This window comes from Pseudoflavitalea sp. G-6-1-2 (genome assembly GCF_012927185.1).
Classification (GTDB): domain Bacteria; phylum Bacteroidota; class Bacteroidia; order Chitinophagales; family Chitinophagaceae; genus Pseudobacter.
The window spans coordinates 306,198-331,602 of sequence record NZ_JABBGB010000003.1 but is presented as its reverse complement, the minus strand read 5'-3'; the positions used below and the strand labels follow the sequence as shown (position 1 = coordinate 331,602).

At 46.6% G+C, this 25,405-nt stretch carries 17 protein-coding genes and 1 tRNA gene; 2 read left to right on the top strand and 16 right to left on the bottom strand.

Annotated elements, in window-relative coordinates:
- Positions 1–14 precede the first annotated feature (14 nt).
- The 4 genes from HHL16_RS18600 to HHL16_RS18585 all read right to left on the bottom strand — a co-directional run bounded on the left by HHL16_RS18600 (position 15) and on the right by HHL16_RS18585 (position 3,752).
- Positions 15–1,667, bottom strand: a complete 1,653-nt coding sequence (locus HHL16_RS18600) for a Zn-dependent hydrolase (protein WP_169426850.1) — start codon at positions 1,665–1,667, stop codon at positions 15–17.
- A 115-nt stretch (positions 1,668–1,782) separates the two neighbouring features.
- Positions 1,783–2,403 carry a class I SAM-dependent methyltransferase gene (locus HHL16_RS18595; protein ID WP_169426849.1) on the bottom strand — a complete coding sequence of 207 codons (621 nt, stop codon included), beginning with the start codon at positions 2,401–2,403 and terminating at the stop codon, positions 1,783–1,785.
- A 201-nt stretch (positions 2,404–2,604) separates the two neighbouring features.
- The gene (locus HHL16_RS18590; RefSeq protein ID WP_169426848.1) at positions 2,605–3,453 is read right to left on the bottom strand and encodes a hypothetical protein; all 849 of its coding nucleotides are present in this window, start codon (positions 3,451–3,453) and stop codon (positions 2,605–2,607) included.
- Positions 3,454–3,678: 225 nt separating this feature from the next.
- Positions 3,679–3,752, bottom strand: a tRNA-Asp gene (locus tag HHL16_RS18585).
- 208 nt (positions 3,753–3,960) lie between these two features.
- On the opposite strand from HHL16_RS18585, the gene HHL16_RS18580 reads away from it, so the two are divergent.
- Together HHL16_RS18580 and dapA are read left to right on the top strand one after the other, a co-directional pair.
- Positions 3,961–4,944, top strand: coding sequence for an acetyl-CoA carboxylase carboxyltransferase subunit alpha (locus tag HHL16_RS18580; protein WP_169426847.1), 984 nt, complete (start codon positions 3,961–3,963; stop codon positions 4,942–4,944).
- 236 nt (positions 4,945–5,180) lie between these two features.
- Entirely contained in the window at positions 5,181–6,062 is an 882-nt protein-coding gene (gene dapA, locus HHL16_RS18575) for a 4-hydroxy-tetrahydrodipicolinate synthase (RefSeq protein WP_169426846.1), read from the top strand.
- Between the two features lie 95 nt (positions 6,063–6,157).
- Here the strand turns inward: dapA and HHL16_RS18570 are convergent, their stop codons facing one another.
- From HHL16_RS18570 to rpoC, 12 genes are all read right to left on the bottom strand, one after another.
- A complete protein-coding gene (locus HHL16_RS18570) occupies positions 6,158–7,525 on the bottom strand; it encodes a TlpA disulfide reductase family protein (protein WP_169426845.1) in 1,368 nt (455 codons plus the stop codon).
- A 25-nt stretch (positions 7,526–7,550) separates the two neighbouring features.
- Complete coding sequence (locus tag HHL16_RS18565) at positions 7,551–9,086, bottom strand: PKD-like family lipoprotein (RefSeq protein ID WP_169426844.1); 1,536 nt, start codon at positions 9,084–9,086, stop codon at positions 7,551–7,553.
- Positions 9,087–9,101: 15 nt separating this feature from the next.
- Positions 9,102–9,875 carry a DUF4843 domain-containing protein gene (locus tag HHL16_RS18560; protein ID WP_169426843.1) on the bottom strand — a complete coding sequence of 258 codons (774 nt, stop codon included), beginning with the start codon at positions 9,873–9,875 and terminating at the stop codon, positions 9,102–9,104.
- Between the two features lie 11 nt (positions 9,876–9,886).
- Complete coding sequence (locus tag HHL16_RS18555) at positions 9,887–11,341, bottom strand: RagB/SusD family nutrient uptake outer membrane protein (protein ID WP_169426842.1); 1,455 nt, start codon at positions 11,339–11,341, stop codon at positions 9,887–9,889.
- A 10-nt stretch (positions 11,342–11,351) separates the two neighbouring features.
- Positions 11,352–14,681: a SusC/RagA family TonB-linked outer membrane protein gene (locus HHL16_RS18550; RefSeq protein WP_169426841.1), complete on the bottom strand. Its 3,330-nt coding sequence runs from the start codon at positions 14,679–14,681 to the stop codon at positions 11,352–11,354.
- A gap of 170 nt (positions 14,682–14,851) precedes the next feature.
- Positions 14,852–16,036: a FecR family protein gene (locus HHL16_RS18545; protein ID WP_169426840.1), complete on the bottom strand. Its 1,185-nt coding sequence runs from the start codon at positions 16,034–16,036 to the stop codon at positions 14,852–14,854.
- A gap of 44 nt (positions 16,037–16,080) precedes the next feature.
- Positions 16,081–16,722: an RNA polymerase sigma-70 factor gene (locus HHL16_RS18540; RefSeq protein ID WP_169426839.1), complete on the bottom strand. Its 642-nt coding sequence runs from the start codon at positions 16,720–16,722 to the stop codon at positions 16,081–16,083.
- 39 nt (positions 16,723–16,761) lie between these two features.
- On the bottom strand, positions 16,762–17,664 hold the full coding sequence (locus tag HHL16_RS18535; protein ID WP_206022492.1) for a ribonuclease Z: 903 nt from the start codon (positions 17,662–17,664) through the stop codon (positions 16,762–16,764).
- A 122-nt stretch (positions 17,665–17,786) separates the two neighbouring features.
- Positions 17,787–18,782 carry a PfkB family carbohydrate kinase gene (locus tag HHL16_RS18530; RefSeq protein ID WP_169426838.1) on the bottom strand — a complete coding sequence of 332 codons (996 nt, stop codon included), beginning with the start codon at positions 18,780–18,782 and terminating at the stop codon, positions 17,787–17,789.
- 3 nt (positions 18,783–18,785) lie between these two features.
- The gene (locus HHL16_RS18525; RefSeq protein ID WP_169426837.1) at positions 18,786–20,177 is read right to left on the bottom strand and encodes an amino acid permease; all 1,392 of its coding nucleotides are present in this window, start codon (positions 20,175–20,177) and stop codon (positions 18,786–18,788) included.
- 87 nt (positions 20,178–20,264) lie between these two features.
- Positions 20,265–20,864, bottom strand: coding sequence for an OmpH family outer membrane protein (locus HHL16_RS18520; RefSeq protein ID WP_169426836.1), 600 nt, complete (start codon positions 20,862–20,864; stop codon positions 20,265–20,267).
- A gap of 218 nt (positions 20,865–21,082) precedes the next feature.
- Positions 21,083–25,372, bottom strand: a complete 4,290-nt coding sequence (rpoC, locus tag HHL16_RS18515; RefSeq protein ID WP_169426835.1) for a DNA-directed RNA polymerase subunit beta' — start codon at positions 25,370–25,372, stop codon at positions 21,083–21,085.
- Positions 25,373–25,405: the final 33 nt, after the last annotated feature.

The window sequence follows — 25,405 nt, the reverse complement described above, 5'->3', positions numbered from 1 at the left end:
AAATGCGCATGAAACTATTTCAGTCCCAGCACACCTACCCCCTGCTCAAATAAGATATCTACGGGTATGCCTGCTTTCTGCAATCTATTGAGATCTGCCTGCAGATCAGGACGCACCACAGCTTTTTCTTTCATCAGTTTCTCAACTGCAGCTTTATCGCCATCGCCTTGCAAGGTAAGGATGAGCTTGCCCAGTTCGTTCATGGCATCGCGGAACTTAGCTACGTCTACTTTGTAGTGCCCGTCTTTTGTTTTGGCAAAAGCGCCTTTTTCTTCAAAGAAATTGAAGGCAAGCATATTGGCTTTACCATGCGCTTCACCTGCTCCGAAACGAACAGAACGAAGAATGCCAGCCATGAATGTGGTGTAATAGTTTTCGATTGGTCCGGGCAGCTCATTCATTTCAACCAGTTTGGTTACCATGTAGAGACCGAGGATATCAGCTTTGGCTTCTTCGAGCCATGAGCCTTGCTCCTGCAATGCAGTACGCACGGTCCCTTTGCCATTCACGGTATTTTTGATACCGAGACCATGTGATACTTCATGGAACATTACATCTGCAAAGAATGCATCGAACTGCACCTGCGCGAGTTGGCTGGGATCGATCAGCTCTTTTGCGATAGGCATGAGTATCTGATCGAACTTGGCACGCATGGCATTTTTGAGTTGTGAGCGGCGTGTGCCTTTTGATTTTTGCACTTCTTCGTTATTGGGCAGATTCACTGCAATGGTTTTTCCTCCGGAGTTGTTATGCCCTGCATAGTAGATCACATCATAGGCATTCAGTTGAGAAGAAGTACCGGGCTTTTCGCTTTTGTATTTTTCATCAACGGGAAGTCCTTTTTGAAGTTCCGGAAGCATGGATACATATTTCTCCAGTTTCTTGCTCCACTCTTTGTCTTTAACGAGAATGTATGCTTCGAATGCGTTGCGTGAATTGTACAACTGATCTTCATAATTCTCGATGGGGCCGATGATTACATCGAGACCGTTGTTCTTCATATCCATCCACGCGATATCGCTGGGCATGTAATTATCGGTGATCAGCGCCTGTGCACGCAGTTCGAGATATTTTTTCAGTCCGGCATCTTCGGCGAGTGCAGCTGCCTGCAAAAGCAGGTCCGATGCGCGTTTCAGCGGCTCCTGATAGAACTGGTGGTAAGGAATGGAAATAAGTTTTCCTGTACTGTCACGACGAATTACAGAGTATTCGCCATGTTTATCTTTTGCTGAAGATTTTTCGAGTTCATCTTTGGTCATATCATGCGGATAGAATTCGGCGCCATGAGGTTTGGCTCCGAAGCCGGCAATGAAAGGCGTATCGCTGTTCAGCTTATCCCATGGACCGTAGTTGATGCGCGCAAATTCGCGGGCAGCGGAATCTTTGATGCTATTGAGGAGGCTGTCTTTATTGCCAAACGATTGCTGCCAGTAGAGATCATCCATAATTTTGGCGGCTTCGATGAGCAGTGGGATCATTTGCTTTTCTTTCTCAGTAAGCGAACTGAGATCTGCTGTTAATTTCACAGGCGCATAACCGGCGAGGCGCTGCGCTACGTAAGATTGGCCGGTTTCGACCTCCGGTTTCTTTTCCTGTTGATCATTGTTGTTGCAGGCAGCTACAGGAAGCAGCGAACCGAACAGAATTGCTTTCAGAATGGACTGCATATCGTTAATGTATTTCGGTAATAAAGGTCAAATGTAAAGAATTCGGTGAGATGGCAGTTAAAACATGGACGGGCGGTATAGTGGCTGTCAGGATGCAGCATTGATGCGTCTTTTACTAATTCTTCTTCGCTACAATAAATTGCTGACGACCTTTCTGAGCCAGACATTCTGAAGACAAAATTCTGAAACCAGCATTGGCGATATGGGTTTCCAGTTCGGAGACGCTGAATAATGTTTGGGATGGAATCAAACCGATCTTACCTGCAAGCAGCAGTGCATTTCCGATAAATGATTTTTTACCGGGGCATGGTGTGAGTGAAATGAATTTACCTCCGGGTTTCATCAAATCATGGATGCGATTCAAATACGCAGGCAGATTATCGAGCAGATGAAGAAGGTAAATAGCAAGCACTGCATCGAAGGAAGAAGGGCGAAGCGTTGAATCGAAAATGTCGATGTTGGAGTATGCAACATTGGTAATATGAAGATCGACGGATTTATCCTGTGCAATTTCTATCATACGACTTGCGGTATCGATGCCAATAACGGAGTGAACGTCGCTTGCAATTTCAGTGGCGAGGATGCCGGTGGCGCAGCCGAAGTCGAGTACATGATCTTGTTTACTGAGTTGTTTTTTGGTGCGTGCGAGAAGTTTGAAACGGGTGGAACTGTAGCTCATTTCTTCTTTGTCGTAGCTGTCTGCAGATCGGTTCCAAAACGTTTCCGGCTTTTTCATGTAATTGATTTTGCACTGTACAGCTAAATTTACTGAATAGCGGAAAGGATGTTGCAGAGAAACTACAAACCGCGGGTAGAAACCTACCAAATGCAGAGGTGGGAGGATATTGAACAGCCGTAAAACAAAAAAGCTCACAACGCTGTGAACCTTTTCCTGCGGGGTTAAGCATCGGTAGTTCGAAGCAATAATTTTGCCCCCTTATCTCTGTTTCAAAGTAATATTACCTCCCTTCGTGAAAGCTCTTTTTATCCTAAGTAAGACATTACGTAAAAAATAACTTTTGATGTTTCGGACTTCATCTAATTCAGCAATGTTGTTAGGTACACCTTGTTTAGACTTGTTTCTTAAGAAAATGTGCCCCTGTTCTGAAAGTTCTTCTGGGAAGTCTTCTATTTTTTGGGGAAGATAGAGCGCTATCTGGTATTTTAGTTCAAGGTCGCTAGTGCTGAAAAACTCTGACAGCATTGCGTTAAGTTGTTCTATGTAAGCAGCTCTCTGTCGGGGTCGTTCTTTCCTGTAGACTTCCGCATCCTCTTTGAATTCCTCTTCAAATGATTTGAAGTCTATATCCCAAAAGAAAGTATCATACCCTTTTAGTTCATATCGATTATTACCCTCTGAAACAGTCAAAGTATATACTGTTTGGTTCGTCCAATAAAAAGCTTTAAGAACTCCTATTTTCCGAGCTTTGTCTCCTTCACGAAAGATCTCAAGTAGTATATGATGAATCTCCAGATAGCCAAATACCCTTCTGCAGGGTTTTATGAACTCTTTATTTGAACCTGGATCAGGCTCATCGACAGCCGCATAGATCATGGGTTTCAGTAAATCAACAGGGAATGTATCGAGGTGATTGAGCAGGTCCGCAACAAACCATTTTTTTCTATTATCAGTTAAAAACGTGGTTAGCGTGCTAATATCTTCAGCAGTAAAATGCCGGAATTGCTCCCGGAATGCTCTCAATACCTGAGGACGGGACCAGTATCCATTTGCATTGATGTCTTCTAATTGAAGTTGGTATAACTCAAAAGTGTGTAATATATCCATTAATTGAAAGCATCTTACTTAACCAAAGTTCTTAAAATAGTTAAAATAAAAAAGCCTTCAAATCATCGACTTAAGGGCTTTTGCTTTTGGAAGCGCACTGGATGAACACAAGCCTATTCGCACAATACCGATAGGAATGACAGGGCCACATACTAAGCATCACAACAAAGATTCTCAGATAGCCATAAAACAAAAAAGGCTCACATTTCTGTGAACCTTTTCTTGCGGACTGGACGGGACTCGAACCCGCGACCTCCGCCGTGACAGGGCGGCATTCTAACCAACTGAACTACCAATCCTTTACTAAGATGAACTTAGCAACCTCAAATATATAGTGATGTATCACTGTAAGAGCTATTTCCCAAATCCTTCATTCTCACCTTATTTTCAAACTATTACGTCGTTTTTGGGATTGCAAATATATGTACTTTTTTCAATCACCAACAAAAATTTTTAAAAAAATTTCTAACCCTTAATTTTACCGCCATATTCATTATACCCGAGCTTATGCCGCAAGACAAAAACCGTCAGTTCCTGGAATTTGAAAAACCGATCAAAGATCTCTTTGATGATATCGAATCACTGAAACAGAGAGCAGAAAAAAGCAAGATAGATCTCTCCGATCCAATAAAGAAACTGGAAGAGCGTGTAATGGAAACCCGCAGAGACATTACACAGAATCTTACTCCATGGCAGAAAGTGCAACTCAGCCGCCATCCGGATCGCCCCTATACATTGAAGTATATCGACAAGATGACCACAGACTTCGTGGAGCTTTTCGGAGACCGCAATGTAAAAGACGATAAAGCGATGGTTGGTGGATTCGCTTCGCTGGATGGACAAACTGTAATGCTTATTGGTCAGCAGAAAGGTATCAACACCAAAGCACGTCAGTTGCGCAATTTCGGTATGGCCAACCCCGAAGGATATCGTAAAGCGCTTCGCCTGATGAAGCTGGCTGAGAAATTCAACAAGCCCATCATTACATTGATCGATACACCCGGCGCCTATCCTGGTCTCGAAGCCGAAGAGCGCGGACAAGGTGAAGCCATCGCCCGCAACATCTACGAAATGTGCCGCCTCAAAGTACCTGTAATCTGTGTGGTTATAGGAGAAGGCGCATCAGGTGGAGCAATGGGTATTGGTGTAGGAGACAGAGTATTCATGCTGGAAAATACATGGTACACCGTAATCTCTCCCGAAAGCTGCAGCTCTATCCTGTGGCGCAGCTGGGAGTTCAAGGAAAAAGCAGCAGATGAGCTGAAGCTCACCCCCGACCATATGCACAGATTCGGACTGATCGACAGCATCGTTCCGGAACCGATCGGTGGTGCACACTGGGATTATCAGGGTGCAGCAGATCTTCTCAAACCTTTTCTGCTGAATGCCATTGCCGAGCTGAAAGACATGAATCCGGAAGAACGCGTTAAACAACGTATCGAGAAGTTCAATAAAATGGGCTTCTGGGACGAAGTATCCGTAGAAGGATAATTTAATTTGCGTAGTAATTATTTGCGCACTACTTTTGGTACCGTTAATGCAGAACATACAAAAACATACCAAGCAAGTCAAGACCATCTCCATACAACGGGAAGGTTGACATCGCTTTGTCTGTCAGCAAATATTCAAAGGCCTTCCCGTAACAGGAAGGTCTTTTTTGTTTTCATGCAATGCAATAGCACAACATAAACAGATCGTCTACAATCAAAACCAAAAACAAGTTTCAGATGTCTCTCAGGCAAACTCTTTCAGGTACAGGCGTTGCACTGGTTACTCCATTCCGCTCAAATATGGAAGTCGACCTCGACGCGTTGGGCCGCATCATCGATCATGTAATCGATGGCGGTGTTGAATATGTGGTTACACTCGGTACTACCGGCGAAACTCCTACGCTGAGCAAGGAAGAAAAGATCGCTGTAATCCGCTACACTTACGAAAAGGTGAATAACCGAGTTCCTGTTGTGGTGGGCGTTGGCGGCAACGACACGTACAGCCTCGTGAAGGAACTCGAAACACTTCCGCTCGATAAAGCCACTGCCATCCTGAGTGCGAGCCCCTACTACAATAAACCTTCGCAGGAAGGCATCTATCAGCACTACAAAATGCTGGCAGCTGCTACTCCAAAACCCATTCTGCTGTACAATGTTCCCGGAAGAAGCGGCAGAAACATGACTGCTGAAACAACCCTTCGCCTCGCAAAAGACTTTACCCAAATTGCCGGTATCAAAGAAGCCAGCGGAGACATGGCGCAGTGCATGCAGATACTGAGAGATCGTCCTGAAGATTTCCTCGTGGTAAGCGGAGACGATGCCCTGGTGCTGCCTCAGATTGCCTGTGGCATGGATGGTGTGATCAGCGTTGCAGCCAATGCATTACCCAAAGTATTCACCACCATGGTGCGTGAAAGCCTTCAGTATAATTTCAAAGCCGCCAAAACGCTGAACGATCAGCTGATCCAGGCATACGACCTGATGTTTGCCGAAAACAACCCGGCAGGCGTAAAAGCATTCATGGCCGAACTGGGATTGCTGGAGAACTATCTCCGCATGCCAATGCTTCCTCTGAGCGAAGTATTGCACAATCAAGTGAAAACATACCTGAAGAAGTAGCTTATCGCGTTAGCATAATAGAAACGAAGAGGCCCTGTAAAATTACAGGGCCTCTTTCATTATTGCTACTGAACAGAACTTTTGTGGATTGATGTTTACTTCTTCAATTCGCTTTCCAGCATGGTTTTCAACTCAGGATCCGAAGGACGTGGCGCATCGGTGTTTACGATCCTCCCCTGTTTGTCGAAAACCATAAAACGCGGAATGCCTTTGATCTCATAGATCTGGCAGATCTCACTCCAGCCCGACGCAAAGAGCTGCACTCCTTTCAGGTCTTCTTTCTTTACAAAATCTTTCCATTTTTGTTCATCCTTTGCCTCATCGATGGATACGCTCAGGAAAACAACATCTTTATCATGAAACTCCTTTTCCAGTTCTTTCAATGCCGGGATTTCTTTTCTGCATGGTCCGCACCAGGTAGCCCAAACATCCACCAGCACTACTTTCCCTTTGAAATCGGACAATGAAGTACGCTTTCCTTCGAGATCAGGATAAGTAAAATCTACGGCAGGCTTGCCGGCTTTCACCGTGCCTCTGGTGAGGTTTTTCACCACATCCACAGCTCTGTTGCGCTGATCTTCAGTGATAAGGTATTTGCCATACTCTTTTTCCATGGCAGCATACTCGGCATAATTCTTCGCGCGGGAGGCATTGAGCAGAACAATCTCACCTTTCATGGTATCGCTTGCAATTGCATCGAGCTGATTATCCAGTGTAGCCAAGGAAGGTGGCTTCTCGCCGGTAAGTACCATCGGCATCATTTCGAGATTGCGCAACAAGGTGTTGCCGAAATAATAATTGAGTAAAGATGCATCTCCGGCGAATTTCGCAATCTGCAGATTTTTGTAGGAAGATGGGATCTCTTCTTTTTTCGGATGTGCAGATCTTGGCGTGAATAATATCGATGTAGCAATAAATGCCAGCTGCGATTCTCTCCACTTGCCGAACAACACATCGAAAGATTTATTGCCGGTTGATGTTACCGTTTGTTTCTGCTGATTGAATTTCTCCAGTAGCGGAAAGAAATCTAAGTAAGTGCTGGGTGCGCTCATGAAATTAACCCCTATTTTTTCTAGCTGACTGATCTGATCGTGCCACTGTGTGATAGCGATATTTTCGCGTGTATTCTTGCCTGTTAGCAAATAGGAAGAATCGTTTACATGCAGGTTCAGCTCTTCCCCACCTTTGAACCAGAAAGGATATTTGTCTGATGCAGATACAGAAGCTCCGGTGCCGATAACGTATTGCCCGGTGTATTCGGGGTAAAAGCAGAATCCAAAGCTGCCGTCCATTGCAGGCTTAGTTGTGGCAAGCTCTTCGAGCCTTCCATGGGTAACTTTGTAGAGGCTGATCTTATTGCCTTCTGCTTTTCTTTTCCAGGTTCCTTTGATGAGGGATGGTTGGCCGGCAAAGGCTGCAACTGTTACCAGTTGCAGCATACAGGCCGTTATGAGTTTTTTCATTGCTATACGGAGGATTGTTGAATGATTAGTAACTGTTTATGATCTCCTGTGAAGGGCGCATTCTGGGAGAGATGTAAATCACATCTCTTGGTTCACCATTTCCTTCGAGAATAAAATCAGGAGTAGTTACCAGACTACCTGCCTGCTTTTTGAACATGCGCACTTTGTATTTTCCACCTGAGGTTGTACCAACCATTACATAATCGAATTTGTAAGCAGGGTCGAGACTGGCAGTATACCACCTGTGTCTGATGAATGTAATAGTTTCACCTTCCGGCGCTTTGAACTGCAACTCTTCCACACCACTGGAGAGACCTCTTGAATACAGTTCATTCCCTGTAACAAAATACAGCAGGTTTTCGCTGTTATTAATCAGTGTATGTAATCTGGCATTGAATAGTTTCTGACCTGGAAGTATGGGGCTGGTTGTAATTTTCAGTTTAGAACTTGTTGGTTCAATGCTGGCAACCACCTTGATATTGGGATCGGTTTTATCCTGCATTACAGCATATCCTTTGAACGGAAAAGTTGAAGCCTGCCCCATGAACAGCAATCGCTGATTGTTTTTGGCAGCTGGCATCGATGTTCCATCTGCATCGCCATACTCGTACATGTAGGGTGAGTTCAGATCAGCAGTCATGAAGCTGCTTGAAACATCATCGAACATCACAGGGAGGCTCACAAAATTTGTTAGATAGAACTGGTTGAGACTGTAAGGCCTGTTTTTGTTATCGGCCAGGATCCTCGCTCCAAACGTACCATAATTGATATTGAAGGAAAAGATACCATAGAGCGATCCGTCGTTCACTACATATTTACCATAACCGCCTTCAAAAAGAAACCCGGGTGCCATCACTGCAGGATAATCCCAGAAGAACTTTCCGAATGACCTGAGTTCAGTCATAGTATTCAACCTCACTGCTGATCCGTCTTTATCGGTCAATGCAAAAAGTGTATTCACATTTTCGCTTTTGCCATCACTTGTTCTGTTTTTGTAATTGTTGTAGTACTGAAGCAGTGTAGCATTGCCTGCCAGTTTTCTGTTGTTCACCTTGCTGAATACATTCTCGATCTGAATTCCGGGGAAAATATTCTCGGGGGTTTTAAACAGATCGATGTCAGACTGGTTGTTATCGGATTTGAGTACATACCAGCCCTGTGTATAATTCGTTGCTACGTTCAGACGGGTTTCGAATGTTTGTGCAAAACCTGTTTTTTTGTTGGTAACAGTGAGCAGCAAAACCCATTCTCTGGCATCATTCTCCACCAGGTAATCAAGTTTTTTTTCTGTTCCGATGGTTACCATTTTGGGTCTTACACCTTCAATAGGATATTCGTACATTCTCCACAGATACTCCAACTGGGCACCGGGCATGGAAGAACTGACTTCAGGATCTATCTGAAGTCTTTCTATCATGGAAAGTTTACTGTATCCCTTCTCCAGTCCCTTGATGGTGATCAGTTCATTGGCGTCGTAATTATAGTTGCCTTTGTCTTTATAGCAGGCAATCATGGCTGTGCTGAGCACAAGACTCAGAACTATATAAAAGATCTTTTTCATTGTTGCAGTTTGGTGTTAGAGGAATTCAACCAGTTGGTTGTTTTCATCGCGAAGTGGTTGACCGGGATGCGCATTGTTATAATCGATCAGTTCAGCAGACAGCTTCGACTTGTAATATCCCTGTGCGGGGAAGTCTATTTTGAGAGCTGTAAAAAATTCCTGATCCCATTTTTGTCCGGTTACCAGAATCATGAACCGGTGTTTTTCTTCGCTGTATTTGCCTACTACCGCTACTTCCATATAACTATCCCAGGCCGCCGGACGTGCTACCTTATCAGAGATATAGAGCTTACGCCAGGTATTCAGCTGCTCTCCCGGTTTGAAAGATTCATTGGAAGCCACTTCCAGCTTCAGCGTCATCTGTTTTTTTCGCAACTCAGGATCACGCAGTGTTACAACAGGAACAAATGCGTGCATTTTACCAGCCTTGATCACATATGAACCTGCAATGGATGGATCGCTGAATGCTTTGTAATGCTTGCCTGCTACTGCATTTTCAACACCATCTATCATTACCTGACGGAGTACGAATGGTCTGTCTCTGTCTGATACTCCACCAATGGCGTAGATATTGAACCAGGCGGTATCCTGAATAATCTCAGCTTTTTTTGAAACGAAAGTGTAAGTCTGTGAAGAGTCGATGAAGTTATAGCCGGGGTTATACAACAGAGAGGTATCGGGGCCAAACTGCAATAAAGCAGCTTCATTGTAGAGTTGATAGGCGTCCTTTTTACAGGAGGTCATCAACCCCGTAAGCATTGTCAGTAATACTATATTTAATAATCTCATGACAGTTGGTTTTAGCGGGTGAATTCATTGCGGGGAACCGGAACAACATAATTGATGGCGAAACCCGGAGGTGCCCAGAGGAAAGTGGGAGCATTGATTCTCTTGTAGGCGTAGAATGCCTGGCCTTCTGCAAAAAATTCTTTCCTGAATTCTTTGTTCACCAGCGTAGTCACAGCTGCAGGATCTGCCGGCAACTGAGCAGCCACCATACCTCTCGCGATGCAGAAGGCATTCCATGCAGCCTGCGCATCAGCTGCAGGGCCGCATTCCACCATCAGCAGATACATTTCGCTGATGCGAAGCATTGGCCATCGTTTGGTATCATCGCTGGCGAATTCATATCTTTCAGCGCTTGAATACTTTTTAGTTACGTAGAAATTTCCGCCCGGGTTGAGCACAACCGGTTCCCATAATTTCAATGCCCGGATATCCTTTTCTGAACCTGCTCCGTAGAGATCTGTTTTGATGGCAGCATCGTTTTTGCCTTTGTACAATTGAGGATTCTTGAAGTAGTCTGTGTATTTCCTGAACAATTCAAAATCGTACAGACTCCAGATATGTTCGCGTGTCAGCACAAAATCACCCTTCACCATATCGGCGTCGGTACCCAGTGCGAACTTTGAAGTTCCATCAGAATTTTTCGCGTCCACTACCAGTTTAGCCAGTTCAAAAGCTTTCTGCTTGTCTCCAAACCAGGCCCAGGCTCTTGCCTGCAAAGCTTTTACAGCATAGTAGTTCATTCTGAACTGTCTGAAGGCCTTGTACGGATCATCTGGTCTGAAATCGTTGAGTGGACCGTTTGGATTCAGCAGCACCACTAACGAATATTGCAGCACAGGATCGATGTTCTTCAACAATTTATCGGCTTCCTCCAGGTCGGCCATCACTGCATTTTTGAACGCTTCGAATGAAAGGCGGGGGTTATGATCGATGGACAATGTTTTCACATAAGGAATTATCGGTTCACCTGTTGTGTTCACAGGAACGGGGCCGTACAGGCGGAGCAGATCGAAATGCACATAGGCTCGTAAAGCCAGACACTCGCCTTTGATCATTTCATACATGCCCGGTGTGCTGAACACACTCTTCTTTGTTTCGATCTGATCGAGAATGGCATTCACGGAAGCGATCACATTGTATTGTTTTGAAAAGATCTGGCTGAATGCAGACTCTACTCCGGCATCCTGATAAATAAACCGGTTGATGCGTTGATTGGTAGAATTGGCAACCACATCCCATGACGACACCAGGTGTTCAAGCGCACCGATGGTTAGATTGTAGCCATACAGATCTGCATCTTTCAACTTGATGTAAGCGCCGCTCAAAGCATCCTGAAACCCTGTTTGAGTGGTAAAGAGTTCATCGCGCCTCATTTCGGTTTTCGGTTGAACATCCAGCCATTTTTTACAGCTGGCAGTACTGATGGCAATCAGCACAGCAACCCATGTATATTTTGAAAATGACATATTGAAGATTTTAGAAGGTAACGTTTAAGGTGAAAGAGCATTGACGGGAAAACGGATAATCAATACCTCTTTCACGATTGATGCTGGAGATATAGAACAGATCTGAGAAGTTAAAGCCTGCAGACAAAAACGATGCACCGAGTTTGTTCAGCAAAGCTTTGTTGCGTATTTCATAACTCAGGTTGATATTCTGGCATTGCAGCACATTTTCGTTCTGTACAAACCGGGAAGACCTTTCTGTTGGTGTTACAACCAGCAGGCCTTTGAAGGCAGCATTGTCGCCTGGTTTCTGCCAGCGGTTTCTGAACACCCTTTCATCCACATTCCATTTGAAATCTGCATTTTCCACTTTCTGAATCAGGGTTTGATTGTAGGCCTGCCCTCCAAACCGGTATCCGAAGATCAGGTTTGCGGTAAACCCTTTGTAACGAACCAGTGTTCCGAAATTGCCCATTACTTTGGGCGTTTCAACTCCGGTAGCACGGATATCCTGCGAGTTCCAAACGAAAGTGGTATTGTTGAAGCGATCCAGATACATTTCCTTTCCGGTGCTTGGATCGATACCCAATGATGGTACTACCCAAATGGTCCTGTCTGAATAACCTTCTTTATACAACGTGGTGGGTATCGCTCCTTTCTGAGATTCCATGCCTTTCTGAGCTTCTTTGAGCGCTTCGGATATCTTCAGAATTTTGTTCTTGTTGTGCACTAAAGCACCATTGATACTCCAGGAGAAATCTTTACTTCGTATAATGCCTATCGTTACTTTCAGTTCTATTCCTCTGTTTTCAATCTTACCGATATTATCGATGTAGCTCGAAAATCCGTTTGACGCAGGCAGGTCAACTGCGGAGATCATGCCCTGAGTTGTTTCGATATAGTAATCAGCCACAAAGTTCAGGCGGTTATTCAGGAAGTTTCCTTCCAGCCCGATATTGTAGTTCATCTTCTGTTGCCACTTGAGGTTCTCATTGCCGAAGCCCATGAGATAAGATCCAACCCAATTGTAGTATCGGTTATCGGTGTAGTATTTGTAAGTGCTCAAAGCCTGATAGGCATTGAATTTCTGAGACCCCGTCATACCAACCGAACCACGAAGCTTCAGTCGGTTGATATAGGTTTTATCAGCCAGCCAGGGTTCTCTTTCCATGTTCCAGCCAAGGCCTGCAGACCAGAATGGAGCAAAGCGGTTCTTAGCACCGAACTGAGACGCACCATCTACGCGGCCTGCAACGTCAACAGAATATTTGCCATCGTACATATAGCTGGCGTTACCAGTAATACCAATTGTTCTGGTAAGGCTTTCGCTTCCGTCTGGTTTTCCATCTTTCTTATATTGCTGCGCCATAGAGATGAAATCGAAATTTGGATTGGTGAATCCCTCCGCTTCAAATCCGTATGCCGAGCTGGTACGCTGACTGATTCTGTAATCGAGCCCGCCAAAAATTGTGTGTTTGTTCACACTTCGGTTATAGCTGATATTGAGTGCGCCTTCATATCCCTGATTCTTTCCGGTATTGAATCTGTAAGACCCCTTACGAAAAATATCAGAGCCGGTATATGAATTGAAGTCTGTATGTGCCGCTGGTTTGAAGATATCCCTTTCATCTGTTTCTCTTCTCAGCCCCAGTGAACCACGGAAAACCAGATCGGGATGGAAACGCCATTCAAGGGAGAAGTTGTTGATGAGCTCTGAAGTATTGCCCCGGTTGAATGTATTGAGCGAAGCATTGTATAACGGATTGCCGGGAAGGGTTGTTCCCCACCGGTCAACGTAATCGTTATTTCCGTAATAGCCCAGCACTCTCAAAGGTTTACCACCTTCATCATAAGCCCTCCAGTATGGGTTCTGTTTTACATAATCACTGAAGTTGCCGTACGGTGATTCCTGGTTCTTACCTAATCCGATGATAAGATTATTGGTAAAACGTAATGATTTGAAAACGTAACTGAGCGTGATGGCTCCATTGAACATTTTGCGTGAAGAGCCTTTCATCACACCTTCTATGTTGTTGATCTGAGCAGATGCTGAATAGCGGAATCTATCATCCCCACCTTCGAGACGAAGGTTGTGACGATTGCCCACGCCGGTTCTCAAAGGTTTGGAAATCCAGTCTGTTTCTACTCCTGCATTGATATCGTTGTAAATATTATTGTAATATCTCTCCAGTGGAATTGCAATGGAAGGATTGGTATGAGAGTACAATCCGGCTAATCTTTCCAATTCAAGTTTTTCGCGCGACTTCAACAGGTTGTATCCTGTAATATCAGGCAGTTCAACCGTTACATCTCCTTTATAGGATACCCGCAGTTTTCCCTGCTGTGGAGCTCTCGTCTTAACAACCACTACTCCATTGGCTCCGCGTGAACCATAGATGGCAGTAGCAGAAGCATCTTTCAATAGAGTGATGGTTTCAACTTCATTCTCGTTGAGATCGAGCAGGCGTTGCAAAGTAGTTTCAAAACCATCGAGTACCACCAGTGGTGTGTTGATGCCCACGCGAGTCTGATCCTGCAACTGATTTACGTTGGGAAGGCTGGAGTTGCCACGCACCTGAATTTCGGGCAGACGGTTTGGATTCGATCCGAAGTTATTGCTCTCGATGATATTGAATGAGGGATCGATATTGCGAAGTGAGGTGATGAGATTTCTGTTACCGGCCATCTGCAGCTCTTTACGTGTAACTACTGTTACTGCGCCGGTGTAGCTGCTGGATTTTCTGTTGAAGATGCCGGTAGTAACCACTACCTGATCCATTTCCTTCTCAGACTTTTTGAGTACGATTCGAATGGGTTCATCATTGCTTACAGTGATCTCCTGTTTTTCGTATCCGAGACTGGTAACGATCAGCACCACTTTATTATCGGCTACACTGAGTTTGAAAGATCCATCGTTGCCGGTAGCGATACCGGTTTTGGTTCCCTTCACCTGCACGCTGGCATTGGCAATAGGCTTGCCCTGTTCGTCGAGTACCACACCAGAGATAGTGAGGCGGGGCGCTTCGTATAACACCAATGGAGAAATGGATGGCGGTGCAGGCACTACCATCTTCTTTTTTACAACAATCATTTTGCCGACAATGGAATATGTCAGCGGTTGATTGGCAAAACACTGGTTCAGCAGATCCTGTACCGATGCATCGCGAACGGATACATCAACAGGTTTGGCGCTGAGCAATGCCTGCTCATCCCAGATGGCGTACAAGCCGGTCTGGGACTTGATTTCACTGAATACCTTCTCTAACGAGGCATTCTTCATCTGAATGGTTACTTTCTGTGAGAAAGTTCTGGCGCTTACCTGGAGACAGGTTACCAGCATCATCAGGGCGGCGAGTTTCATGATCCGCAGGGTTTTGGTGAATTGCCCGGTGGGCATACGTCTCCCCCGGACAAAGAGTGCAACAAAATGCATACCTTTGAATTGGTTTAGGTTGATGAATAAGCAGACTGCGAGGTCGCTGCATTTGCCTGAATTGGCCGCCTCGTGAGTCAGACGATGCGGCTTTTTCTTTAAGGCTGTATTGTCAATTTTCGGTTCTCCAGTTTTACGCTAAGTCCATAGGATTGTAAGGTTCTGATCATATCACTCAATGGCAGATCCATTCCGAGAATGCCACCAAATTGTTTTTGCGGCAGGTTACCTTCCACTACCACTTCTACATCGTACCATCTGCTGATCTGGCGCATCAGTGCAGACAGGGTTACAGATCGCATGATGAATAATCCGTCTTTCCAGGCCGTTACTGCTTCGATGTCTGCATGAGGAATTATTCTGATGCTTTTATCGATCACAGCTTGCTGGCCGGGTTGGAGTGTGGAAGCGTCCGTAGCATCGGCTACCTTCACAGAACCCTTTACCAGCGTAACTTTCATGTCGGGCTCATCTTCGTAGGCGTTCACATTGAAGGCTGTACCGAGTACAGTAACCGTTGTTTCTTTCTTCTTCACCACAAATGGCGCAGCAGTGTTCTTTGCCACATCGAAATAAGCTTCTCCATTCAGTTCAACTTCTCTGGTTTTACCGGTAAAGGAAGTTGGATAGCGGATCATCGAAGCCGCATTCAGCCATACCAGCGTGCCATCGGGCAGCTTCACATGAAACCTGCGCCCTCTGGGCGTTTGCATGGTATTGTAATGCACTTGCCCATCTCCGTTATCAGATTGCTGATACACCAGTTGACGGTCTTTCAATGTTACAGTGCTCCCCTCCTGCTGATTGGCCCAGCCATTGCCGAGACTGTCGAGCACTACAGTGCGGCCATCCGACAAGGTGAGCAGGGCTCCTTCCCTGCCGGGAGGGATCACCGGTTCGTTGTTAACAATCTGATTATCGGCAGGATGGCTGGTACGCAGCCATCTCCAGATTCCGATCCCGACGGCGAACAACACAGCGGCTGCAACTGCACTGTATGCAATCCGTTTCACTGTGCCGCTTCGCGCAGGGAGGGGAAGATCATAGGTATTGAGCTCGGGGTTTAGGGTCAATATGTTTTGCAGCATTTCTTTGCTGCGTGGTTCATCTATCGGGAGCTCCGCATTGTGCTGCTCCACTGAGTTTCTGATCAGCTGATCGAGCACAGGCTGTACAGCAGGGTCGAGTACCAGCTCCAGGTATTCTTTCCTTTCGGCGGTGGTACAGGTTCCGTTACTGTACAGATCGAACAAATAGACGAATCGTGAAATCTTCGATTCCATAGCATTGGTTTAGCTCCTATATTACTGGACACACGAGAAGAAAATCAGGTTGACCTCTTCTCTAAAAAAATATTAATTTTTTCCAGCAACCAGGAGAGAGATAGCAATAAGGTGATTAAAATGCCGATACCGTTGGCTGATAAATGTGCGCGGATATTGCGCAATGCATCTACCATATGTGTTTTAACGGTAGCGGTTGAAATTCCAAGGAGTTCAGCAATCGCGGAGTATTTCATACCCTGTTCGCGGCTCAGCAGAAAGATCTTCTGCTGCTGTTTTGAAAGAGAGGAAACGGCTTTGTGTATTTTGTTCTGCAGTTCGTGCAAGGCTGAAACACTGATGCCATCTGCATTCTGGCTTACATCGGTTCTGATGGTTTCGTTCAGAAACCGATATTCGTACGCTACTCTTCGCAGCATATTGCTTACCAGATTGGCTGTGATGGTATTGAGATAAGCCCTGAAGTTGCGGATATTCGGAAGGTCTTCGCGGCGGAGCCATAGTTTCAGAAACACATCCTGCACCACATCTTCTGCACCCGACTTCACCCCTGTAAGTTTGTAAGCAAGCGCATAGACCCGGTTGCGATGCGAAGCGAATAAAGTGGCAAATGCCAACTCATCGCCTGCCGCCACGCGGTTCAATAACTCTTTCTCGTGAAGATCGATGTGCAATTCTCCGGTCATATGCAGGGGCGCAATTGCCCGAAAATACAGGAAAATTTATCATGAACGGAAGGTAACTCCTTCAATGGCGAGATCGGTGGCAGGAAAAACTTCTCTGGCTTCTTCCTGAAACTGATCGAGGTTCTCATATTTTGAACTGAAATGCCCGATGAGCAATCGCCCTACTTCGGCTTTTCTCGCGATAGTGGCTGCCTGCTCTGTTGTAGAGTGGAAGCGGCTTGCAGCGCGATCGTTCAATTCTCTGAGGTAGGTGGTTTCGTGATAGAGCATATCTACACCGGCTATGCGCGGAATCAGTTCTTCGTCGTAGATGGTATCGGCGCAGTATGCGTATGATTTCGGTTTGGCGGCGGGGTCGGTAACCTGATCGTTGGCAATCAGCGTTCCGCTTTTGGTGGTATAGTTCTCGCCCCATTTCAGTCTGTCGTAGAATGCAGCAGGAACGCCATGTTTCACCGCTTTTTCGGGATTCACACGGCGCGGCGCTTTCACCTGTTCAAACCTGAAGCCCCAGCAGGCGATGCGGTGTTTGGTAGGGAAGCAGGTTACCTTGAATTTATCGGTTTTCACCAGCACCCCTTCTTCGGTGAGCGGATGGAAAAACAATTTGTAGGGAAGGATAGTGCCCGCTGCCTTGAACTGCAGGTCCAGTATGGCTTCCAGCTCGGCAGGTGCATAGAGATGAAGATCATTTTCGCGGTGCAGCAATCCCATGCTGTTGAGAAAACCCGGCAATCCGAAATAGTGATCGCCATGGAGATGCGAAATGAAAATATGATTGATGCGGCCCCAACGCACACGGTACCGGCTCAGCTGCACCTGGGTACCTTCTCCACAGTCTACCAGGAACAACTGATCATCCAACGTCACTAACTGGGCCGTCGGGTGACGGTCATATGCGGGTAAAGCGGAATTATTTCCAAGGATCGTAACAGCCAGCATCAGAACATTATTTCAATTGATCATATAAGCTTAAAGACTTTTCCGGGCGTTGCTTTGCTGCACGTCACCAACAAAATACCTGTTTTTGCGGGTAATGCCCCGAAATTGGGCGGCAACCGGGACTAATTTAGTAAAATCCTGCATTCCTGCAAGAGGCGGTCGCGGTTGATGGCGGCAGTACCTACTTCCTCACATACCAGCCCTCCGGCGATATTGGCCACTTCGGCCATCAGGTTTACGCTGCCGGTGGTGGCATAAATGAGGGAGGCCACGGCTATCACCGTATCTCCCGCACCGGATACATCGGCGATATTGCGGAGATGCGATGGTATGATGCGGCTGCTGTCGCTGTTCTGGAAGAACACGCCTTTCTCTGAAAGCGTAATGAAAGAAATATGGTGGTGCAGTTGCTGCTGCAGTTTGAGGTGGATATCGTTCAGTGCCGGCAGATTCACTTCCTCAACCAGCAGGTTCAATCCGTCTTTTACTTCTTTGAGATTGGGCTTGAAGATGTCAACGCCATTGTATGCGAAGAAGTTCTTTCGCTTGGGATCGACGGTGGTGAGTACGCCGTATTTTTTGCAGAGGGCAATCACTTCTTTGATCACGGAGGCAGTGAGAACGCCTTTGTTGTAATCTTCGAAGATCACCACACGGGGTTGTTCCTGTTGTATGTATTGCTCAACGGTTTTCAGCAAAGCTGCTTCGTCGGCGGCATCGAGATCTTTGGTGATCTCAGCATCGAGGCGCATCATCTGCTGATTGCGGCTGATGATGCGGCTTTTATTGGTGGTGATGCGTTTATAGCTTTGCAGCAGATAACGCGTATCGATATTTTGCTGTTCGCAGAGATTTTTGAGGGCGATGGCTTCATCGTCGTTCCCCATCACACTGATGATGCTCACTTTGGCGCGGAGCGATGCGAGATTGAGCGCTACATTTCCTGCCCCTCCTATCCGCTGTTCCTTTTTGTCGAGCGCCACAATGGGTACCGGCGCTTCCGGTGAGATGCGGTCTACATGCCCCCACCAGTAGGTATCGAGCATTACATCTCCTATCACTCCTATCTTAATATTTTCAAACTGCGCGAATAATTGCTCAAAATCGGTCACTGTCATAGCTTAATTTATTGCAGGCTTTTTCTTAGCCACTGCAATATAATAAATCGGAACACCAATCAGCGTAATGATCAGACCAGGCCATGTATAAAGCGGCTTGTAAACGATCAGCAATCCGCAGAAAGTGAGGCCCATGATGATGTATACGATGGGAAGTACGGGGTATCCGAATGCTTTGTAAGGACGCTCAGCTTCGGGGCGTTTCTTACGGAGAATGAAGATGCCTACAATGGTGAGCATGTAAAAGAGCACCACCACAAAGGAGATCATATCCAGCAGCTGCCCGTAAGAACCGCTGAGACACCAGGCACAGATAGCTATGCACTGTATCCAGAGGCCTTTCGCAGGAACTGCATTTTTATTGAGATGACTTGCCTGTTTGAAGAAGAGCTGGTCTTTGGCCATGGTGTAGTACACGCGGGCGCCAGAGAGAATGAGTCCGTTGCTGCAACCGAAGGTAGAAACCATGATCATCAGCGCGATCACGATGGTTCCGGCAGAGCCGAAAATATGTTGCGAAGCAACCACCGCTACCCTGTCTTTATCCGCATGTGCAATCTGATCCATCGGCAGTACAGCTGTGTACATGATATTGGTGCTTACGTAAATCAGCGTTACTACCAGCGTTCCGAGGAAGAGGCTGAGACCGATATTCTTTTTGGGGTTCTTGATTTCGCCGGCGATGAAGGTTACGTTGTTCCATGCATCGGAGCTGAAGATGGAGCCTACCATGGCAGCTGCCACCAATCCGAGTAATGGAGTTGTGGAGTCGGTGAGACTGTGAAGGTCCCAGGCATTGGTCCAGTTGGCTTTCCATATTGCACCATCAGCCATGATGAAACCAAAGATGATGAGGCCGAAAAGGCTGAGCAGTTTTATCAGGGTGAGAGAGGTCTGGATGATCTTCCCTTCTTTCACTCCCCTTGTGTTGATGTAAGTGAGAATGATGGTTATTCCGATGGCCACCAGCTGGGCCGGCGAGACTTTAAAACTACCTATCGAGAATGCAACAAGATCTTCACTTAGCGAGGGAATGAGGTAAGCCGCGAACTTGGCGAATGCCACGCAAACCGCGGCGATGGTGGCTGTTTGGATCACGGCAAAAAAGCTCCATCCATATAAAAAGCCTAACAACGGATTGTAGGCTTCTTTCAGAAAAACGTATTGTCCACCTGCTTTGGGGAACATGCCGCTCAATTCTCCGTAACTGAGGGCTGCTGTGAGGGTCATGAATCCGGTGATCAGCCAGACGGCGATAAGCCAGCCTGCGCTTCCTACGTTGCGGGTGATATCGGCTCCAACAATGAAGATGCCGGAACCGATCATTGATCCTGCCACAATCATTGTAGCATCCAGCAAACCGAGGCTCGGTTTGAATGAGGTTTGTTCAGCCATAATAAGCAGTCGTTAGATTGATAAGGGTTTTGGTGTTGTCCGTTGGTCGAGCAGCGTGGTCAGTTGGTCTGGGTCCTTTCTTGTTGGTTACTTCTTTTTGTACTGCTCGTTGAGTCCTTTGATGAGGTCTCCGGTTACGTCGTACAGAGAATCTTTGTAGTACATCAGCAGGCCGGGCTCATATGAAAGGATGAACGCATAACCTTTTGTTTTGTTATATTCCTTCAGATAATCTTCTACAGTTTTTCTGAGCGTAGCCATGTTCTCTACCTGTGTTTTCTGCATATCCTGTTCGAGAGAGGCTTTGCGCTCACCGAAGTTACGCTGCATGGTTTGCAGTTCGTTTTGTGCTTTGAGTTCATCTGCCTGCGTTACACCCTGGCCTTTCGCCTGGATCTCTGCCTGCAGTTGCTGTACGCGGCGCTGATACTGATTGTTCATTTGGTTCAGTTCAGCATTCATCGAAGATTCTTTCTTCTTCATTTGCTCCAGTACATCTTTGAAATATTCGTAGTGGTTCTGGAGAGAGTCTATATCGAAATAAGCGATTTTAAAATCATGCTGAGCGGCTTTGGTGCCTTCATCGGAAACCTTTTTCGTTCCTTTATTTCCACTGAAATGCAGATAGAACAGAACGCCGATCAGAACGAGGGCCAGTACACTTAAAATAGTAGAGATATTTCTCATCTAAAGCTTTTTTGCAAGATAGGTTCTTGAGATAAAAGAAAATTGTTAAAAGTTTTAACACCAAAAGTTTTCGCCGGAGGCGAAGAAATATGAATCACTCGCGAGACGCGAGCGACGGGGCGCTCCCGAAGTAATGGTAAAAAACAAAAGAGTAGGAAGCGAATGCTCCCTACTCTTGATTATATGTACCATCAGGCTTTATTCATCCTTTCAGGTAATTATTCTTCGTCATCAAAGCTCATGGCTTCGCGGGTGGTTTGCAGCAGCTCGTATTCTTCTTTGCTACCTACAACCATGTTGTCGAAGTCGCGGAGACCAGTACCGGCTGGGATCGGGTGACCAGTGATCACGTTCTCTTTCAGACCGAGCATGTCATCTGTTTTACCCTGGATGGCTGCAGAAGACAGTACTTTGGTGGTTTCCTGGAACGATGCAGCTGAGATCCAGCTTTGTGTTCCGAGTGATGCTTTGGTGATACCGAGCAGTACAGGGTGAGAAGTAGCAGGATTTGCATCTCTGTACTCTACAGCTGCCTTATCGGTTCTGCGGAGGAGTGAATTTTCTTCACGGATCTCGCGCAGGCTGGCGATCTGACCTGCTTTCAGCTTGGTGCTTTCGCCGGCGTTGGTGATCACTTTCTTATCGTAGATCCAGTCGTTCTCTTCGATGAAGTCGATACGATCTTCGAGGTCTTCCTCGAGGAAGCGTGTATCGCCTGGGTCGATGATCTCAACCTTCTTCATCATCTGACGAACGATTACTTCGATATGTTTGTCGTTGATCTTTACACCCTGCAGACGGTAAACCTCCTGGATTTCATTCACAACGTACTCCTGTACTGCGAATGGTCCTTTGATGGAGAGGATATCGCCAGGAGCAACCTGTCCGTCGGACAATGTAGCACCCGCTTTGATGAAGTCACCGTCCTGAACGAGGATCTGACGTGTGAGCGGAACGAGGTATTTTCTTACGATACCATCTCTCGCTTCTACCACGATTTCGCGGTTACCACGTTTGATTACGCCGAAGCTAACCACACCGTCGATTTCGCACACGATAGCGGGGTTACCCGGATTACGTGCTTCGAAGAGCTCGGTTACACGTGGCAGACCACCCGTGATATCTCGCTGCATACGCAGTGTTCTCGGGATCTTCACCAGTACCTGACCGGCACGTACTTCTTCTGCTTCGTCCACTACGATGTGTGAACCTACAGGAAGGTTATAGAGTTTCACCTCTTTGCCTTCTACTACGAGGGTCGGGATCTTGTTCTTATCTTTTGTTTCGATAACCACTTTTTCGCGGTGACCGGTTTGTTCGTCGGCCTCTTCGCGGTAAGTGATACCGTCGATTACGTTATCGAATTTGATGCTACCAGCGATCTCGGCAACAACTACGTTGTTGAACGGATCCCATGTGCAGATCGGCTCACCTTTCTTGATTGTCTGACCATCTTTCACCAGCAGTGTTGCACCGTAAGGGATGTTGTTGGTGATGAGGAGACGATCGTTCTTCACATCCATGATACGCAATTCACCTGTACGGCCGATTACGATCTGGATCTTCTCGCCTTCGTTGTTCTCAGTTGTTACAGTACGCAGACCGTCGAACTGAATGGTACCATCGAATTTGGCAGGAAGTGAAGATTCGATTGAAGCGGAACCCGCAACACCACCCACGTGGAAGGTACGGAGGGTAAGCTGTGTACCAGGCTCACCGATCGACTGCGCAGCGATGATACCTACGGCGTCACCTTTCTGTGCAATGTTTCCGGAGGCAAGGTTTTTACCGTAACATCTTACGCACACACCGCGTTTGCTTTCGCAGGTGAGTACAGAACGGATCTCAACGGTTTCGATACCTGCTTCTTCGATTTCCTTGCCAATGAGCTCTGTGATCTGGCTGCCGGCAGCAACGATCAGTTTCTCATTAACAGGGTTGTATACATCGTGGAGTGATGTACGTCCGATGATACGATCGTACAGCGGCTCTACTATTTCTTCATTGTCTTTCAGTGCTGAGATAGCGATACCACGCAGTGTTCCGCAATCTTCTTCTGTGATTACCACATCCTGAGCAACGTCTACGAGACGGCGGGTGAGGTAACCGGCATCAGCCGTTTTAAGGGCCGTATCCGCAAGACCTTTACGGGCACCGTGGGTAGAGATGAAGTAATCCAATACGTTCAGACCGCCCTTGAAGTTGGAGAGGATCGGGTTTTCGATGATCTCACTTCCGGTAGAACCTGATTTTCTTGGTTTAGCCATCAGACCTCTGATACCGCAAAGCTGCTTGATCTGTTGTTTGGAACCACGGGCTCCGGAATCAAGCATCATGTATACGGAGTTGAAGCCTTGTTTGTCGGTTGCCAGCTCACGGATCAGTGTTTCCGTGATGCGGGTATCCACACGGCTCCAGATATCTACGATCTGGTTGTATCGTTCGTTGTTGGTGATCAGACCGAGGTTATAGTTGTCCCAAACCTCATCTACTTCACCTTTCGCGTTATCGAGCACTTCTTCTTTGATAGAAGGAATGATCAGGTCATTGATAGAGAACGACAGACCACCCTGGAAGGCAGTACGGAAACCGAGCTGCTTGATATCGTCCAGGAACTTCGCTGTTTTAGGAACGTTGGTGATGGTAATGATGTCGCCAATGATCTCACGGAGAGATTTCTTGGTGAGCAGTGCATTGATATAACCAACCTCTTTTGGTACGAACTGGTTGAACAGTACGCGACCTACAGTGGTGTCGATCAGTTTTTTTACGAGTGTGCCATCATCGAGACGAACAACTGCTTTCACCTTGATGTGAGCGTGCAGTTCAACAGTGCCTTCGTTGTGAGCGATGATCACTTCTTCAGCGCTGTAGAATGCTTTTCCTTCTCCGCGGATCTTCTCGGTTTCTGTAGATCTCTTACCTTTTGTGATGTAGTAGAGACCGAGTACCATGTCCTGTGAAGGCAGGGTCATCGGAGAACCGTTCTGCGGGTTGAGGATGTTGTGTGAAGAAAGCATCAGCAATTGGGCTTCCAGTACAGCGGCATTGCTCAGTGGAACGTGAACCGCCATCTGGTCACCGTCGAAGTCGGCGTTGAACGCAGAACACACGAGCGGGTGGAGCTGGATTGCTTTACCTTCGATCAGTTTAGGCTGGAAGGCCTGGATAGACAACCTGTGCAGTGTTGGGGCACGGTTGAGCATCACCGGGTGACCTTTCAGGATATTTTCAAGGATATCCCAAACAACAGCTTCCTTGCGGTCTACCAGTTTACGGGCAGATTTCACTGTTTTTACGATACCTCTTTCAATCAGTTTGCGGATGATGAATGGTTTGAACAATTCAGCAGCCATATCTTTCGGAAGACCGCACTCGTGGAGTTTCAGCTCAGGGCCTACCACGATTACAGAACGACCGGAATAGTCAACACGTTTACCGAGCAGGTTCTGACGGAAACGACCTTGTTTACCTTTCAGTACATCGGAGAGTGATTTCAGTGCGCGACCACCTTCAGCTTTCACCGCATTTGATTTACGGCTGTTGTCGAACAGTGAGTCAACGGCTTCCTGCAGCATACGTTTTTCGTTACGCAGGATCACCTCTGGTGCCTTGATCTCCAACAGACGTTTCAGACGGTTGTTGCGGATGATCACACGGCGGTAGAGATCGTTCAGGTCGGAAGATGCGAAACGGCCACCATCCAGAGGAACGAGCGGACGCAGTTCCGGTGGAATTACAGGGATGTACTGCATTACCATCCACTCAGGGCGGTTGGTGATGCGGCCGTTGGCTTCACGGAAAGCTTCCACAACGCTCAGACGCTTGAGGGCATCTGCTTTACGTTGCTGAGAAGTTTCAGTGGCAGCAGCATTGCGGAGATCGAAAGAGAGCGAATCCAGTTCGATACGGCCGAGAAGGTCGTGAACGGCTTCAGCACCCATCTTCGCGATGAATTTCTGCGGATCTTCATCAGGCAGATACTGGTTCTCTTTAGGGAGATTTTCCAGTACTTCGAGATATTCTTCTTCAGTGAGCAGGTCACCGGTTTTGAATTTGTCGTCGCGGATACCAGCCTGAATTACTACAAATCTTTCATAGTAAACGATGGTCTCCAGTTTTTTGGAGCTTACGCCCAACAGGTAACCGATTTTGTTGGGAAGGCTCTTGAAATACCAGATATGTACAACAGGCACTACCAGTTTGATGTGGCCCATGCGCTCGCGGCGAACTTTCTTCTCAGTTACTTCCACACCGCAACGGTCGCAGACAATGCCTTTATAACGGATACGCTTATACTTACCGCAGGCACACTCGTAATCTTTAACAGGTCCGAAGATGCGCTCGCAGAACAAACCATCACGCTCAGGTTTGTACGTACGGTAGTTGATGGTCTCAGGCTTCAGCACTTCGCCATAGCTGCGCTCCAGAATGGAATCAGGAGAAGCGAGACCGATGGTGATCTTAGAAAACGTGGCTTTGGGACGATTATCTTTTTTGATAGCCATATTATAGTTTTCAGTTTCTTTTTTAATAATTCA

Coding starts and splice junctions, on each gene's coding strand:
- HHL16_RS18590 (WP_169426848.1), bottom strand. CDS start 3,453: ATGGATATATTACACACTTTTGAGTTATACCAACTTCAATTAGAAGAC.
- HHL16_RS18525 (WP_169426837.1), bottom strand. CDS start 20,177: ATGGCTGAACAAACCTCATTCAAACCGAGCCTCGGTTTGCTGGATGCT.
- HHL16_RS18565 (WP_169426844.1), bottom strand. CDS start 9,086: ATGAAAAAGATCTTTTATATAGTTCTGAGTCTTGTGCTCAGCACAGCC.
- HHL16_RS18580 (WP_169426847.1), top strand. CDS start 3,961: ATGCCGCAAGACAAAAACCGTCAGTTCCTGGAATTTGAAAAACCGATC.
- HHL16_RS18545 (WP_169426840.1), bottom strand. CDS start 16,036: ATGGAATCGAAGATTTCACGATTCGTCTATTTGTTCGATCTGTACAGT.
- HHL16_RS18600 (WP_169426850.1), bottom strand. CDS start 1,667: ATGCAGTCCATTCTGAAAGCAATTCTGTTCGGTTCGCTGCTTCCTGTA.
- HHL16_RS18540 (WP_169426839.1), bottom strand. CDS start 16,722: ATGACCGGAGAATTGCACATCGATCTTCACGAGAAAGAGTTATTGAAC.
- HHL16_RS18535 (WP_206022492.1), bottom strand. CDS start 17,664: ATGCTGGCTGTTACGATCCTTGGAAATAATTCCGCTTTACCCGCATAT.
- dapA (WP_169426846.1), top strand. CDS start 5,181: ATGTCTCTCAGGCAAACTCTTTCAGGTACAGGCGTTGCACTGGTTACT.
- HHL16_RS18530 (WP_169426838.1), bottom strand. CDS start 18,782: ATGACAGTGACCGATTTTGAGCAATTATTCGCGCAGTTTGAAAATATT.
- rpoC (WP_169426835.1), bottom strand. CDS start 25,372: ATGGCTATCAAAAAAGATAATCGTCCCAAAGCCACGTTTTCTAAGATC.
- HHL16_RS18595 (WP_169426849.1), bottom strand. CDS start 2,403: ATGAAAAAGCCGGAAACGTTTTGGAACCGATCTGCAGACAGCTACGAC.
- HHL16_RS18570 (WP_169426845.1), bottom strand. CDS start 7,525: ATGAAAAAACTCATAACGGCCTGTATGCTGCAACTGGTAACAGTTGCA.
- HHL16_RS18560 (WP_169426843.1), bottom strand. CDS start 9,875: ATGAGATTATTAAATATAGTATTACTGACAATGCTTACGGGGTTGATG.
- HHL16_RS18555 (WP_169426842.1), bottom strand. CDS start 11,341: ATGTCATTTTCAAAATATACATGGGTTGCTGTGCTGATTGCCATCAGT.
- HHL16_RS18520 (WP_169426836.1), bottom strand. CDS start 20,864: ATGAGAAATATCTCTACTATTTTAAGTGTACTGGCCCTCGTTCTGATC.
- HHL16_RS18550 (WP_169426841.1), bottom strand. CDS start 14,681: ATGAAACTCGCCGCCCTGATGATGCTGGTAACCTGTCTCCAGGTAAGC.